The sequence below is a fragment of the Pseudalkalibacillus salsuginis genome, assembly GCF_021646685.1.
GTDB lineage: Bacteria > Bacillota > Bacilli > Bacillales > Fictibacillaceae > Pseudalkalibacillus > Pseudalkalibacillus salsuginis.
In genome coordinates this window covers 337,131-351,924 of the sequence record NZ_JAKJHW010000001.1, presented here as the reverse complement: position 1 = coordinate 351,924, position 14,794 = coordinate 337,131, and the positions used below count along the sequence as shown (strand labels likewise).

Sequence of the window (14,794 nt, the reverse complement as noted above, 5' to 3'; positions counted from 1 at the left end):
ATTATCAATGACCACTCTTACTATAGAAAAAAAGAACAACAAACGAAAAATAGAAAAGAATCAATCAACCAGCAATGCCAGCAACAAAAAGAATGTTTTCGAGACAAAGGATTTGAATCTCTGGTATGGAGAAGAGCACGCATTAAAAGAAATTAACCTCTCGATTCCTGAAAATGAAGTGACAGCAATTATTGGACCATCCGGTTGCGGAAAATCGACTTTTATTAAAACATTAAATCGTATGGTAGAAATGGTTCCTATCGTAAAAATATCCGGTGCGATCAAATATCGTGAGAAAAATATTTTTCAACCTAAATATCGTGTGGAAGAATTAAGGACTCAAGTAGGTATGGTCTTTCAAAAGCCGAATCCGTTTCCAAAATCCATTTACGATAATATTGCCTATGGACCACGTATCCATGGCATACGCAACAAGAAGATACTCGATCAGATTGTTGAAAAAAGCTTGCGGGGAGCTGCGATTTGGGATGAAGTGAAAGACCGTTTGAATGAAAATGCATACGGTCTTTCCGGTGGACAACAGCAACGTATCTGTATTGCTCGTTGCCTTGCAATCGAACCGGATGTCATTTTAATGGATGAACCTACCTCTGCACTTGATCCGATTTCAACTTTAAAAGTGGAGGAATTGGTGCAAGAACTGAAGAAAGACTACAGTATTGCCATCGTCACCCATAACATGCAACAAGCAGCAAGGATTTCCGACAAGACCGCATTCTTCTTGAATGGTGAAGTTGTGGAATTCTCAGGTACAGATGCATTGTTTTCCAATCCAGAAGATAAAAGAACCGAAGACTATATCACAGGTCGATTCGGATAGGGGAGTGTGTTGAATGGTTGTGAGGGAAAGTTTCCAAACCCAGTTGGATGAATTGAGAGAAATGTTGGTTCAATTAGGTCAGCTGGCAGAGAATGCATTGGAGGAAGCGATTGACGCGCTGAAAAATCAAGATATCGATCAAGCATTGCGTATTATTGATAATGATTACCGAATCAATGATCTTGAAGAAGAAATCAATGATAAAGCGATTCTCCTAATTGCGAAACAAGCGCCAGTTGCAAGTGACCTCCGTCGTATCATCGTGTCCATCAAAATTTCTTCTGATATAGAACGGATAGCAGATTTTGCAGTAAATATCGCAAAATCCGTTATCCGCATTGGAAATGAACCATTGATTAAACCGCTCATAGATATTCCTGCTTTGGCAGAAACGGCTAAGGAAATGCTGACTGAAGCCATCCAAGCCTATAAAGAAGAGGATATTGTGCTTGCGAAGAGAATGGCGGATAAGGATGATTACGTGGATGAAAAATATGGTCAATTGATCCAGGAGATTCTTAGCATGATGAAGGAGTATCCAGATTCAACAAATCAGATCATCCAGTTAAGCTTTGTTTGCCGTTATATAGAGCGTACTGCAGATCATGCAACGAACATCGCTGAAAGCATCGTTTACCTCGTAAAAGGTAAGCATTATGATTTAAATGAATAACGAACAGAAAGGGACTGTACCCCAGATGTCTGAACAAAGACTTAGGGGGCAGTCCCTTTTATTAATTTAAAGAAAGTATAAATTTCTTTATGGTGAAGTGATGACTTCTGCGATTTCAGCTATCGTCATCTTGCTGTTCACTTCATAATTTCCGAATCTCACTTTGTTTTCCAAGTTGTTGGAACGGAGATAATTTAACAATTCATCACTGCTTTTTATGATTTTTTCACTCTCTAAATAATCTGTGACCTGCCCAGTGGACGTTCCTTTTGAAATCACCACTGTCGTTTTGACAACGGTTTCCTCCTCAGGTTTTTCTGTTGGAGCTTCTTCTGCTGTCTTTTCATCTTCAGTATTTTGATTACCTTCCAGCTGATCCAGCTTTCCCTGATCGATCGCTACAAGACCTTCTTTTTCAAGGAATGTGTTTACTTCCGAATATGTAATTTCTTCAGCTGATTCTGCATTGGCTTCGGAATCCAATTTATCTGTTCCCTGGAAATGAACTAATGCCAGAATACCAGAAGCAATGATCAGCCCTGCACCAAACCCTCTTAAACCACTGTTCATCATGCTATTTAATCTCTCTTCTATCTGTGATCATCATTTCTTCTTCTAGAACTTTGATTTTTTTATTAATTTGATAAAGTTCTTTCATCAATTGAATCGATACGTTTTCGAGTTGGGTCTCAATCTGCTGAGTCCGGTTCTGTTTGAAAAATGATAGAACGATTAAGACTATTCCAGCAACCAATAGTGCCAATATTGTGAATTCCATCCTGCTCCCCCTATAAAAAATAATCTCACATACTTTTATATCACAGACTTTGTCGATGGGGTAGCTTTTTCACTAAATCTAATCCTAAATTCCTATTAAAATTCGACAATTTCTACCGCTTATCTTTACTCTTTTCGTCCAACGAAAGAAAAATAAGTAAAAATATAGCGTAATCTGTATTGCATGCGTTTGCAAAAATAAAATAAAACCTCTAGTAAATTGATGTACATACAAACCGCAACTTTCTACATTTTACGCTTATTGATGGGGGTATCAACCGGTGATACGATGTTGAAAACTATTCATATTACTGTCATAGGAGGTAATCATGGTTGAAAAGATTTTAGCGCTGAAGAACAAAGGCTACACAATCAAACAGATCGCAGAAGAGATGGACAGCACTGTCGGGAAAATCCAATACCGTCTTCGGAAATTACAAAAACTTGATAGAACCTCTTCATTCAAAAAAAATCAGCTTCCAGAGACCCGTGTTCATATATCAAGAAAGATCCCTTCTACTTACGAAATGGATCGCCTTGCCCTTTTACCGCAAGGCCCTCACACCGTCTATGCATATTGGGATCTGAAAACTATTACGAGTAATATGGTTGCTCATCATTTTAGGAAACCGTGGTCGGATCTGAATAAACAATTGAGAGTTTATGATATCAGTGACTTGCATTTTAACGGTCATAACAGTCACTGGTATTTTGATATCAGTTTGCCAGAAATGACGGATAACTGGTTTATCAACAATTTGGAAGATAACCGGACGTTTATCGTTGATTTCGGAATACAGTGTGAGTGTAGTGGATTTTTTACAGTATTACGTTCTGCCCCTATAGAAACACCGCGGACTGCAGGAGGTTCTATGAGACATAATGAGGCGGTGGATAGATGGAAATCGGGCGCCCAAAAGTCTCCTGAATGGTATGAACAATTCTCAACCTACTCGATCTATAGTTTATTAAAGTGAGGCGAACAGATTGAACAGTTATTTTTCATTGGTATTACATGCGCATTTACCTTTTGTTTTACATAGGGAACCTGATCGTCTTGAGGAAAGATGGTTATTTGAAGCAGTTTCTGAAACCTATATTCCTCTCCTGTGGGGGTTGGAATCATGTTCATCAGAAGTGAAATATACACTTTCACTTTCACCTCCATTACTTGAAATGCTCGCTAGCAATACGTTCCAAGAACGGTATTTGGCCCATATTCGAAATACACAAGAGCTTTTGTTGAAAGAAAGGGACTTTGTTAAAGAGCCTGAGGAAAGCAGAGTCGTAGAATTTTACATAGAACGTTTCAAGAAAATCAAAGAAACTTTTCTTGAATGGAACTGCGATCTCATTTCAGCTTACAGATATTTCATGACTCAAGATAAAGTAGAAGGCATCACCTCATCCGCTACACACGCTATCCTTCCTTATATTCAAACGGAACAAGGAATCCGTGCACAGATCAAAGATGGATTGAAATGCTTTGAGCATCATTTTGGGTTTAAGCCAGATGGTTTCTGGCTGCCGGAATGTGCTTTTTCGCCTGGTATTGATAAGGTGCTTTATGAAGATGGGGTCCGTTATGTATTTGTGGACGAGGATACGATCAGAAAGCTGGATCCAGAATCTCAAAGAAAAAATACACCCGTTTTCTCACCGCATGGAATCGTTTTATTCCCGAGATGTGTGAGTACATCTAAAAAGGTGTGGGATGCAAGGACGGGTTATCCAGGTGATTATGAATACCGTGAATTTTATCGTGACGTAGGGTATGGCCGAGACCATGACTATATTGCACCTTATATCCATCCAGATGGGATCAGGGTCGATACAGGGTTGAAATATTATCGCATAACTGGGGATACAGAAGCTAAAGAAACCTATATTAGAGAAAAGGCAATTAGAAAGGCGGAACAACATTGTGAAGACTTCCTCCATACTGTGAGCGAAAGAATAAAGGAATGCGGCACTGACTCGGCTAGCGTGACGCTTGCAGCTTTTGATGCTGAGCTGTTTGGACACTGGTGGTTTGAAGGTCCTGAATGGCTTCAAATGTTGATGAAGTCTGAAAAAACAAATATTCCATGGATCACACCTAAAGAATTCATCAAGCGCCATTACCAAGAATTGCAGACCCATCATACATGTTTTTCAACATGGGGAAGAAATGGGTACGGTGAAGTCTGGCTAAATGAATCCAATGCCTGGATCTATAGACATCTTCACGCAATGGAGCATGAACTTGTAAAACAAATGACGATTCATAAAAACCCTGCCCCCCTTACACAGAGGGCTTTGGATCAATTGAAGCGTGAATGGCTGTTGGCAACGAGCAGTGACTGGTCATTCATTATGGATCAGCAGAGCGCCTCAGATTATGCTGTTTCAAGATTGAAAGAGCATATCTCTGTATTCAATGAACTCGTAAAAGAACTGAATGATAAAAGGGTTTTCGAGAGTGATTTGCAGGATTATGAAGAGAGATATCCATTTCTCCATTGGCAGAAGGGATCGAGTTTTTCGTCACGGCACGATGAATATATCCTTTCGAAACCAAATGATAGAACCGGAGAAAAGAACCTCAACATTTTGATGTTGTCATGGGAATTCCCACCAATGGTCGTTGGCGGTTTATCCAGACATGTTTTTGATTTATCAAGGACACTTGTCAAGCAAGGACATCAAGTATATGTCATTACTTGTGCCGTCGATGGCTATCCGGATTATGAAATCAATCAAGGTGTCCATGTTTTTCGTGTAAGTGGGAAACAACCTCATCATGACGATTTTTATCACTGGGCCGGTAGCTTAAATATAGCGATTTCTGAACTCGGATCACAATTAGGCGAACAAATCACATTCGATTGCATCCATGCGCATGATTGGATCGTAAGTGTTGCCGCCAAAGGGTTGAAACAACGGCTGAAAATCCCGCTTTATTCGACAATTCACGCAACGGAATACGGTAGGAATAAAGGGATCCATAATGACCAGCAGGCGGAAATCCATCATAAAGAATGGGAATTAATGTATGAGTCGAGGCATATCATTGTTTGCAGTGAATATATGAAACGAGACTTAATCGAAGTCTTCCAGGTTCCGAGAGACAAAATGACGATTATTCCGAACGGAGTAGAGTCTGATTTATTTAAAACCGGAAACCAGATTGTAGATTGGAAAACGAATTTTGGAGGGCGGTCTTGCTTTCATGTTTTTTCACTTGGAAGGATGGTGCCGGAAAAAGGTTTCCTAACACTTATTGAAGCATCCGCATTATTGAAAAACGTATACCCCGACATAAAATTCATCATCGCTGGGAAAGGACCGATGCTTGAAGAGTACCGGAATAAAGTGAGACATAGAGGTTTGGAAGACCAGGTATTTTTTATCGGTTTTGTATCCGATGAGGAACGGAACAACTATTTACACGAATCGGATGCTGTCATTTTCCCTAGCCATTATGAACCGTTCGGTATCGTCGCGTTAGAAGGGATGGCAGCGGGTACGCCCGTCATCGTCAGTGACACAGGAGGATTAGGCGATATCATCGAGCATGATGTGAACGGATTGAAAGTCTATCCAGGCAATCCTCAAAGCATCCGGGATCAAATCATCCGTCTATATAAAGATGCAGGGCTTTCATTTCGCATCTGTAAACAAGCCCAAGAAGATGTTCATACGAAGTACAGTTGGGAAGATATCTCCATAAAAACTGGTGAAGTGTTAGCAAGTGACAAAAAGAAACCGACAATGGCAGGAGTGAAGTGAATTGAAGGCAGTCATAATGGCAGGCGGTAAAGGAACACGTTTACGTCCGTTAACATGCAATTTACCTAAACCGATGGTACCGATTCTCGAAAAACCGGTCATGGAGTATACCATCGAACTTCTTAAGAAATATGGAATCACTGAAATTGCAGTGACTGTTCAATACTTGCCTGAGCATATCAAAGAATACTTCGGCAATGGCAGCCATTTTGGAGTCGATCTCCATTATTTCGAAGAAACGACACCTTTGGGAACAGCTGGAAGTATTAAAAACGCCGAAAGCTTTCTAAACGAACGATTTATCGTAATAAGCGGTGATGCACTTACTGATTTTGATTTACAGACTGGAATCAATTTCCATCAAGAAAAAGAAGCACTCGTAACGATCTTCATGAAACAGGTTGAAAATCCGCTTGAATACGGTGTCATCATGACTGATAAAGATCAGAGGATTATTAGATTCTTTGAAAAGCCGAGTTGGAATGAAGTTTTCAGCGATACAGTCAACACTGGAATCTATGTATTGGAACCGGAAGTTTTCAACTATTTGAGCGCAGGGGTACCGACAGATTTCAGTAAAGATCTGTTTCCATTATTGATGAAAGAACATAAGCCGCTATATGGATATCCGGCAGAGGGGTATTGGTCGGATATTGGAAGCCTGAGTCAATACCGTAAAAGCCATGAAGACTTTCTGGATGGACAGATCAATCTGCCTCTTCCAGGTAAGGAAGTCCTCCCAGGTCTTCGGATCGGGGAAAATGTGGTGATCGAGCACCATGCATCGATTAAGACCCCTGCCTATATTGGAAGCGGAACGACAGTCCGTCAGAATGCGAAAATTTATCCTTATACAGTGATCGGTTCCAATAGCATCATTTCTTCTAACGCATCCCTGAAACGATCGATTTTATGGAATGATGTATATGTTGGCGCCAATTCAGAATTACGTGGCTCAACCATTGCAAACGGAACATTCATTGGTGAAGGAACGAGTATGTTCGAACATAGTGTGATCGGGAATCAAGTCCAAGTCGGTAAAAAGGTTACCGTCAAACCTGAAGTCAAAGTATGGCCGAAAAAGGAGATTGTCGATAACTCGACCATTCACACCTCCTTGATCTGGAGCAAAAGGATTTCAAGGTCCTTATTCACTAATCGAAGCATAAGAGGTATTGCAAACATCGAAATCACACCTGATTTTGCGGCTAGAGTAGCTTCAGCATATGGAGCCTGCCTCATGCAGGGCAAAAAGCTGGCCATCGCATCTGATAACCATCCGTTCTCTCAACTGATCCTACAATCATTTGAACAGGGATTGCACTCTTCCGGCATACACACTGTTGATCTTTCCCCTTCGCTTAGCCCAATTCTAAGGTATTCGGTTGAAAAAGAGGGGTGGGCAGGAGGTGCATTTATACGATTCGGTAATCAACAAACGGCCATCGAGTTTTATGATGAAGATGGATACCCGGTTTCCACAGATTTTGAACGTAAAATAGAAAACGCATTCTGGCAGGAAGATTATCGCCGAGCGCCGTATGACCGGATTGGTATGCAGGAATCGGACCATAGCAAAAATGAAGAATATGAAAAGGCTATCTTACAAAGAATCAACCAGTCGAATATCCAAGCATGTGAGTTCAAGATCGTGACGAATATAGCATCGAAATCTCATGACTCTGCGGTATCAAGGGTTTTGGAGCGTCTAAAATGTCAAATTGTTTCAATACCGATGAATACGACTGCCACTCAAATGCATGGTGTATTGAATGTTACAGATGCACATCTTGGGGTATGGATTGATGAGACGGGAGAAAAACTGAAGTTACTGACAGAGGAGGGTGATTGGCTGAGTGATGATCAACTGCTCTCGCTTTATGTTCTATTATCGCTAGGGGACTTAGAGTTTGATGAATATGCCATTCCTGTTTACGGTTCATCCGAGCTCGATCACTTAGCTGATTCCCTGCGTGGAAAATTAGTCCGTACGAAGGCTGATGCTCGTTCCATCATGAAAATAGGAGGGACAGTCCTGAATGTCCAATACGATGCAATCCTTGCCCTCACTTCTATACTGAATATGATGGCCAACCAACAGAAGCCTTTATCTCAACTTGTCAAAATGCTTCCTAACACCAAGTTGATCCGCGAACAGGTTGAATGTCCTTCAAGGGTAAAAGGCAGAGTGATGCGAAGATTGATGGAAGAAACACGCGATCAAATGACTGATCTTGTAGATGGCATTAAAGTATATCATCCGAACGGTGGATGGACCCTGATACTGCCAGACATCGTAGATCCTACATTCACGGTATATTCCCAAGCGCCAGATTTGGAGTTTGCACGGCGTACATCCGAATCTTTCATCCATAAAATAAAGACTTTCCAACAGATGTAAGCCGCGCCTACCACCTGTGTGGCATGGGATCCCTTCATTTTATCTTGATTGTTGTGAAAAATTTTGGTATGATACTAAAGGTGTCATTTAGCGATTAAAAAAACATGTAAAGCGATCGGTCATCTCGGGATGATCGTTTCATACGCTTGGAACATTGAAGATAGTTTGGAGGGAAACGAAATGCGCGTACAAGTAACATTAGCTTGCACAGAAACTGGTGACCGTAACTACATCACTTCTAAAAACAAACGTACAAACCCTGATCGTATGGAGCTTAAAAAATACAGCCCACGATTGAAGCGTCACACTTTACACCGTGAAACGAAGTAAAACAGCAGGAATTCCTGCTGTTTTTTCTATATCAAGCTAGTACTTCAAATTATTTTTTCAAGTAAGGTGGATGAATTGATGATGGAGGAGAAGAGCGAGCTCAGAAAATCTACCCAGATAAAATTATCTGCACTCTCTAAATCCGTAAAGGAAATTAATGAAGAAAAGGTCAGGGAACGATTATTTCAGCTTGAAATATGGAATATGGCCACTACAATAGGGGTAACTGTTTCAAGAGGAAATGAATTCAATACATATCCGATCATTGAAAAAGCCTGGGAACAAAAGAAAACTGTAGCTGTACCAAAATGTAATTCCAATGATCACTCGATGGATTTCAGGAAGCTTACCTCATTTGACCATCTTGAAATTGTTTATTTCGGACTTAAAGAACCTATCGTGTCAAAGACAGTAAGAGTAGAACCTGTTGAAATCGATTTATTGGTCGTCCCGGGTTTATTATATGATTTGAACGGTTATCGGATTGGGTTTGGCGGTGGCTATTTCGATCGTTATTTGAAGCGATACAATGGTGCCACTATCTCGCTTTTGCATCCAGTGCAAATGACAGCAAGGGTTCCTACAGAGCCGTTTGATCAACCTGTTGATCGATTGGTTCTGCCAGATGAAATTATAGAAACTTAAAGGGAGGGATCATATGGTAACGACGTATGCAGGGATTGTATTGGCAGGTGGAGAGTCAAAACGGTATGGAAAACCGAAAGCCTTGGAATCGGTTGACGGCATCCCTTTTTATAAAAAAGCGATGGACGTGCTTGAACCATTCGTTCAACATCTCGTGCTCGTTGTCCACCCCTCTATAAAAGAATCCATAGAACCAGAACACAAAGGTGTTACAATCATCATGGATGAACCGAAGATCAAGGGTGAGGGTCCGCTTGCAGGTATCTATAGTGGAATGAAAGCTTATGAAGCCTCTCACTATTTAGTCCTGGCATGTGATATGCCCCTCATGGAGCGACGAATCTATCAGCAGTTGGTAGGTATTCACGCCTTCTTAAAATCTGAATGCAATGTGATTCCATGTGCAGACAATCATGTTCAGCCCTTAGCTGCTTTATATTCATCAACGAGTCTCCCCTACATTGCTGGTCTGTTGGAAAACGAAAAAAGACGGTTGACCGATTTACTTGATCATATAGTATGTGCTTACGTTTCCTATGAATCGAAAGAAATGATCGCATGTTTTAAAAATGTCAATAGACCTCCAGATTATACAGAAATATTCCGTTGAAACACTTTTACAAGATCATTGTGAAAGTGTTTTTTTAAAAAGATAAAAATGTATAATAACTTTATTTTCGATAAAGTAATGTCTAGCTTCAATGCCCAGCCACTTGGATCACTTCAGTCCTTCTGCGGCGGCAACAGCCTCCTCGTCGGTCTTCCAGTGACCTTCGTGGCTAATCGGGCGTTATCGCTTTTCTTGATGTCCAGCTCCAACGCCCAGCCACTTGGATCACTTCAGTCCTCCTGCGGCGGCAACAGCCTCCTCGTCGGTCTTCCAGTGACCTTCGTGGCTGATCAGGGCGTTATCGCTTTTCTTGATGTCCAGCTCCAACGCCCAGCCACTTGGATCACTTCAGCCCTCCTGCGGCGGCAACAGCCTCCTCGTCGGTCTTCCAGTGACCTTCGTGGCTAATCGGGCGTTATCGCTTTTCTTATTATGTTGTGAAAAATCCCTTGACGTCTAATGGAAAAGGTTTTATAGTAGAAATACATTTACACTTGAACGCACAAAAGCATAAAAGCATTGAAACGAACATAGTAGTTGGTATTCTTCAAACATCAGAGACTTAGCGGTTGGTGCAAGCTAAGGAAGGGACAGAACGAAATTACATTCGTGGAGCTTATAGGTTCATAACCTTTATCACTGAAGAGTTGATGCTGTTGAACACGTCAAGCAGGGTGGTACCGCGATAAATTCGCCCCTGTTGCCAAGTCGACAGCTTTTTTCTTTGATTAATGGTTAATCTAAAGAAAGATATTAATTGAAGGAAGGACTAGAAAGATGACATCTAAGAAAAGCTTAACTTTCTCACTAATTTCATTTATTTTGCTGGCATGCATTATTTTATACGCTATCCTGATTTTAAAAACTGAACCCCATATCCCTCTCCTTCTTTCCCTTGTGTCTATTGCCATTCTTGCAAAAGGATTCGGCTACACGTGGGGCCAGATGGAAAAAGGGTTGATAGATGGGATCATCGTTGGAATCAAACCGGTTCTCATATTAATGGTGATCGGCATGTTGATCGGGACTTGGATGATGAGCGGGACTGTACCGACAATGCTATTCTATGGAACTGACTTTATTTCACCCCAATTCTTTACGATAGGTGCTTTGCTCGTCACGATTATCGTTTCAAGTTTTACAGGAAGTTCTTTTACAACGATCGGTACGGTAGGTGTCGCCTTGATGGGTCTTTCTGCAAGTCTAGGTGTCCATCCTGGTCTTGCAGCTGGAGCCATCATTTGCGGGGCATGTTTTGGTGACAAAATGTCTCCGCTCTCAGATACAACGAATTTTGCCCCTGCAGTTGCTGGAGTTTCATTATTCAACCATATCAAACATTTGATGTGGACGACGATCCCAGCATTAATCGTTACAATCGTTATTTTTGTTATCATGGGTACAGGAACAAGTGAGGGAGCCTTGACTTCGATAGAGAATGTACAAGGGCATCTTTCGCAAACTTTTAACATCAGTGGGTGGACTTTAGTTTCTCCTCTTGTGGTCATTATATTAGCCCTTATAAGGTTCCCTACTATTCCAGCACTAATGATTGGGGTCATTACAGGAATCCTCACCATACTGCTTGTTCAGGGACAAATGTCTGGTTCTGCCATCATTGATATGCTGCAGAATGGATTCCAGATGCAGACAGGTGACCAAACAGTCGATGAAATCGTCAATCGTGGGGGAGTCCAGTCTATGATGTGGTCCATTTCACTCATTTGGATAGCTTTAGCATTAGGCGGGTTGGTCCGAGCCTTAGGCATGCTTGAAACATTCGTGAATTTGCTGGAAACAAAGATCAAAAGCCGGGGGAACACAATTGCAACAACGGCTCTCTCTTCTATCGGTGTGAATGTACTGACTGGAGAACAATATTTATCGATTTTGATTCCCGGGCAATCGTTCAGACCTCATTTTGAAAGACAGCAAATTGATTTGAGGAATTTATCGAGGACGTTAGAGGATGCAGGAACACTCGTCAACCCATTGATTCCATGGGGTGTGAGCGGTGCATTTTTTGCATCGACTCTAGGGGTCGATGTAATAGGTTATTTGCCGTATGTATTCTTCCTTTTTCTATCGCCCCTGTTTACAATTCTGCTCGGTTATACAGGAATAGGTGTAGGAAACGATGTGAGACATAGATAGAAGATATAATCTTGCACTGCTTGGAACTCTGATCCAGGCAGTTTTTTTATATGAAGAAGGTTAATCAGAAAAGCGTAAACGCCCTGATCAGCCACGCAGGTCACTGGAAGCCCGACGAGGAGGCTGTCGCCGCCGCAGGAGAACTGAAGTGATCCAAGTGGCTGGGCGTTGAAGCTGGACATCAAGAAAAGCGTAAACGCCCTGATCAGCCACGCAGGTCACTGGAAGTCCGACGAGGAGGCTGTCGCCGTCCCTATCTAAAGTCCAGTTGAAGGCAATGGATGTCGACTCTTAAAGTAATACTTTCGATCATTGAAAACATAAAATCAAGTAAGGCGAAGTAAGAAATCCTAATTTAAAGGGAGGGCTGGTCTTATGGAGATTTTATTTGGGTATATATTATATCTATTACCACTCTTTATCATCCTGTATGTCCTGTATAGCCTATCATTGATTAAATCTAAACTGGACACGGTCATGAATCATCTTGAAATTAACGAATATGCCGAAGAAGTCGTTTCTGATGAAGAAATTGAAAAGGTATTGGAAGAGCAAATGGAGAAAGAGTAATGATCAGTCATGCGAGTTTTCACGAAATGGGGGATGAGCAGATGTGAATAAGTCTTTATGTGCGGGTCTGATGTTATTGGTCATTGCAATCATTACAAGTATAGTAGTGGATGACCCGGCTCTCGTATACAAAATTTGCGGTACAGTCGGACTCATATCTGTCCTTTTAGGCGGAATCCTTTTAGGTGCTTTTATCAGTGGAACTCAGCTAAGGGCAAATTACAACACCGAAACGAGGGATCAAAGACACAATCGAAACAAGTGTGCATATTGCATCCTAGTATTCGGAATACCTAACCTGGCAGCAGCCATCATACAAATCACATGGGTAATATCGTAGTCGGCATTATTATGAAAACGGAGCCCCCTTAAATCTCTGCCAGCTTACATCAATAAGGGGGTGTCTTTGTTGACTAACGATATACATAGCGGTATGTTTCAATAGAATAATATTAAAAAGGTTGTGGTACACAATGAATCATCGTTTACAGCAATTTTCAAATTGGCTGCAAGAAACAGAGCAAACCTTCGCATTTGTTCATTCCTCAGCCAATGTATTCTATCTCTCGAATTTCAACTGTGAACCTCATGAAAGATTATTGGGTCTATTCATCTTTCCAGAACATGAACCGTTTCTGGTTTGTCCTGGAATGGAAGTATCTCAGGCGAGAGATGCAGGGTGGGAATATGAGATCATCGGGCATGGGGATGCAGATAATCCTTGGGAAATGATCCGATCAGCCCTTAAAACAAGAGGCATAACTGCTGCAGATCATGTGGCCATAGAAAAAGAAACACTTTCTTATGAGCGTGCAGAGCAAATCATGAATATGTACCCATCTGTAACTTTTACGAGTGCAGAGGAAAAACTCCATGAACTAAGGCTTATAAAAGATGAAAAAGAATTGGAAATCCTCCGTAAAGCTGCTGAATTAGCTGATTTTGGTGTTGAAACAGGTATTGGTGCATTACGAGAAGGATGCACAGAAATGGAAGTCCTTGCGACGATTGAATATGAATTGAAGAAAAAAGGGATTCGCGAAATGTCTTTTTCAACAATGGTTCTTTTCGGTGAAAAATCGGGGCAGCCTCATGGTAATCCTGGTAGTCGAGAACTTAAGAAAGGTGATTTTGTCTTGTTCGACCTTGGAGTCTTATTGGATGGCTATTGTTCGGATATAACGAGAACGGTCGCTTTTCAGGAGGTCAGTGAAAAACAAAAGGAGATTTATGATATCGTCTTGAAAGCCCAGCTTGAGACATTAGAGATTTCGAAGCCAGGTACTCGTCTTGGTGATCTTGATAAAAAAGCGAGGGAAATCATTACGATTGCAGGTTACGGTGACTTTTTCCCTCACAGGATCGGACATGGGATCGGAATCGATGTACATGAATATCCATCATTGAGTGAAAATAATGACAATCTATTAAAAGAAGGCATGACCTACACAATAGAACCAGGAATTTATTTACCTGATATTGGCGGTGTTCGGATAGAAGATGATGTCCTTGTCACTTCAACAGGATATGAAACACTGACCAGATTTCCGAAAGAGCTTCAAATCATAAGGGGATAATGATGAAGGGGTACTCCCAAAAAAATCGTGTCAGACTTTCACAAACAACATTTAGTATCAAAACCACGCATTTCTCTAAAAATGTTGTTAGGAACGATGAAAGTCGAACACTTATGGGACTGCCCCTTTTTACAATTGCTCAAGCAACTCAATTAGGGGTGTATTTCTTGCAAAAAAGTTGCATAATTCCTTTGCCAATATCAGATAGTATAGAGGAAAGGAAAGGTGGTTTGGATGATGAGATACGGTATAATGAAATGGATGATCCTTGCAGTTGCTGCATTCATGATGTATCAGAATCGCTACAAGTTGTTAAATTTGATTCTTGGTATGAGGCTTTTACGTACACTGGCAATCCGCGGATTCTTAAAAATTCCCGGTGTTCGTGATAAAATTGTGCAGGACATGTTTTAGCAAATGGAAATGTTGCTTGTTATCTTGCACT

Annotated in this window: 15 protein-coding genes and 1 other annotated feature; of the genes, 13 read left to right on the top strand and 2 right to left on the bottom strand. The window is 41.2% G+C overall.

From position 1 onward, the window contains the following. Nucleotides 1–7: 7 nt before the first annotated feature. Together pstB and phoU are read left to right on the top strand one after the other, a co-directional pair. Complete coding sequence (gene pstB / locus L1611_RS01840; protein ID WP_236311350.1) at nucleotides 8–841, top strand: phosphate ABC transporter ATP-binding protein PstB; 834 nt, start codon at nucleotides 8–10, stop codon at nucleotides 839–841. Between the two features lie 13 nt (nucleotides 842–854). Next, nucleotides 855–1,514 (top strand): phosphate signaling complex protein PhoU, encoded by a 660-nt coding sequence (gene phoU / locus L1611_RS01835; RefSeq protein WP_236311349.1) that lies wholly within the window; start codon nucleotides 855–857, stop codon nucleotides 1,512–1,514. A gap of 87 nt (nucleotides 1,515–1,601) precedes the next feature. On the opposite strand, the gene L1611_RS01830 is transcribed toward phoU, so the two are convergent. Then, the gene (locus L1611_RS01830; protein WP_236311348.1) at nucleotides 1,602–2,087 is read right to left on the bottom strand and encodes a hypothetical protein; all 486 of its coding nucleotides are present in this window, start codon (nucleotides 2,085–2,087) and stop codon (nucleotides 1,602–1,604) included. Nucleotide 2,088: 1 nt separating this feature from the next. Further along, nucleotides 2,089–2,292, bottom strand: a complete 204-nt coding sequence (locus tag L1611_RS01825; protein WP_236311347.1) for a hypothetical protein — start codon at nucleotides 2,290–2,292, stop codon at nucleotides 2,089–2,091. Between the two features lie 328 nt (nucleotides 2,293–2,620). On the opposite strand from L1611_RS01825, the gene L1611_RS01820 reads away from it, so the two are divergent. The 11 genes from L1611_RS01820 (at nucleotide 2,621) to L1611_RS01770 (ending at nucleotide 14,763) form a co-directional block, all read left to right on the top strand. Then, complete coding sequence (locus tag L1611_RS01820) at nucleotides 2,621–3,268, top strand: DUF4912 domain-containing protein (RefSeq protein ID WP_236311346.1); 648 nt, start codon at nucleotides 2,621–2,623, stop codon at nucleotides 3,266–3,268. A gap of 10 nt (nucleotides 3,269–3,278) precedes the next feature. After that, complete coding sequence (locus tag L1611_RS01815; protein WP_236311345.1) at nucleotides 3,279–6,062, top strand: 1,4-alpha-glucan branching protein domain-containing protein; 2,784 nt, start codon at nucleotides 3,279–3,281, stop codon at nucleotides 6,060–6,062. A gap of 1 nt (nucleotide 6,063) precedes the next feature. Beyond that, complete coding sequence (locus tag L1611_RS01810) at nucleotides 6,064–8,463, top strand: sugar phosphate nucleotidyltransferase (protein ID WP_236311344.1); 2,400 nt, start codon at nucleotides 6,064–6,066, stop codon at nucleotides 8,461–8,463. A gap of 180 nt (nucleotides 8,464–8,643) precedes the next feature. Next, nucleotides 8,644–8,793, top strand: coding sequence for a 50S ribosomal protein L33 (gene rpmG, locus L1611_RS01805; RefSeq protein WP_221565576.1), 150 nt, complete (start codon nucleotides 8,644–8,646; stop codon nucleotides 8,791–8,793). A gap of 78 nt (nucleotides 8,794–8,871) precedes the next feature. Next, entirely contained in the window at nucleotides 8,872–9,438 is a 567-nt protein-coding gene (locus L1611_RS01800; RefSeq protein ID WP_236311343.1) for a 5-formyltetrahydrofolate cyclo-ligase, read from the top strand. 13 nt (nucleotides 9,439–9,451) lie between these two features. Then, nucleotides 9,452–10,048: a molybdenum cofactor guanylyltransferase gene (gene mobA / locus L1611_RS01795; RefSeq protein ID WP_236311342.1), complete on the top strand. Its 597-nt coding sequence runs from the start codon at nucleotides 9,452–9,454 to the stop codon at nucleotides 10,046–10,048. 510 nt (nucleotides 10,049–10,558) lie between these two features. Next, nucleotides 10,559–10,750: a binding site (T-box leader), on the top strand. A 75-nt stretch (nucleotides 10,751–10,825) separates the two neighbouring features. Beyond that, nucleotides 10,826–12,202, top strand: coding sequence for a Na+/H+ antiporter NhaC (gene nhaC, locus L1611_RS01790; RefSeq protein WP_236311341.1), 1,377 nt, complete (start codon nucleotides 10,826–10,828; stop codon nucleotides 12,200–12,202). Nucleotides 12,203–12,577: 375 nt separating this feature from the next. After that, complete coding sequence (locus L1611_RS01785) at nucleotides 12,578–12,772, top strand: hypothetical protein (protein WP_236311340.1); 195 nt, start codon at nucleotides 12,578–12,580, stop codon at nucleotides 12,770–12,772. A gap of 43 nt (nucleotides 12,773–12,815) precedes the next feature. Next, complete coding sequence (locus L1611_RS01780) at nucleotides 12,816–13,112, top strand: DUF5316 domain-containing protein (RefSeq protein ID WP_236311338.1); 297 nt, start codon at nucleotides 12,816–12,818, stop codon at nucleotides 13,110–13,112. 133 nt (nucleotides 13,113–13,245) lie between these two features. Further along, nucleotides 13,246–14,349 (top strand): M24 family metallopeptidase, encoded by a 1,104-nt coding sequence (locus tag L1611_RS01775; RefSeq protein ID WP_236311336.1) that lies wholly within the window; start codon nucleotides 13,246–13,248, stop codon nucleotides 14,347–14,349. A 237-nt stretch (nucleotides 14,350–14,586) separates the two neighbouring features. After that, the gene (locus L1611_RS01770) at nucleotides 14,587–14,763 is read left to right on the top strand and encodes a hypothetical protein (protein WP_236311335.1); all 177 of its coding nucleotides are present in this window, start codon (nucleotides 14,587–14,589) and stop codon (nucleotides 14,761–14,763) included. The last annotated feature ends 31 nt before the right edge of the window (nucleotides 14,764–14,794 follow it).

Coding starts and splice junctions, on each gene's coding strand:
- L1611_RS01775 (WP_236311336.1), top strand. CDS start 13,246: ATGAATCATCGTTTACAGCAATTTTCAAATTGGCTGCAAGAAACAGAG.
- rpmG (WP_221565576.1), top strand. CDS start 8,644: ATGCGCGTACAAGTAACATTAGCTTGCACAGAAACTGGTGACCGTAAC.
- mobA (WP_236311342.1), top strand. CDS start 9,452: ATGGTAACGACGTATGCAGGGATTGTATTGGCAGGTGGAGAGTCAAAA.
- L1611_RS01770 (WP_236311335.1), top strand. CDS start 14,587: ATGAGATACGGTATAATGAAATGGATGATCCTTGCAGTTGCTGCATTC.
- phoU (WP_236311349.1), top strand. CDS start 855: ATGGTTGTGAGGGAAAGTTTCCAAACCCAGTTGGATGAATTGAGAGAA.
- L1611_RS01820 (WP_236311346.1), top strand. CDS start 2,621: ATGGTTGAAAAGATTTTAGCGCTGAAGAACAAAGGCTACACAATCAAA.
- L1611_RS01830 (WP_236311348.1), bottom strand. CDS start 2,087: ATGATGAACAGTGGTTTAAGAGGGTTTGGTGCAGGGCTGATCATTGCT.
- L1611_RS01800 (WP_236311343.1), top strand. CDS start 8,872: ATGATGGAGGAGAAGAGCGAGCTCAGAAAATCTACCCAGATAAAATTA.
- nhaC (WP_236311341.1), top strand. CDS start 10,826: ATGACATCTAAGAAAAGCTTAACTTTCTCACTAATTTCATTTATTTTG.
- pstB (WP_236311350.1), top strand. CDS start 8: ATGACCACTCTTACTATAGAAAAAAAGAACAACAAACGAAAAATAGAA.
- L1611_RS01785 (WP_236311340.1), top strand. CDS start 12,578: ATGGAGATTTTATTTGGGTATATATTATATCTATTACCACTCTTTATC.
- L1611_RS01825 (WP_236311347.1), bottom strand. CDS start 2,292: ATGGAATTCACAATATTGGCACTATTGGTTGCTGGAATAGTCTTAATC.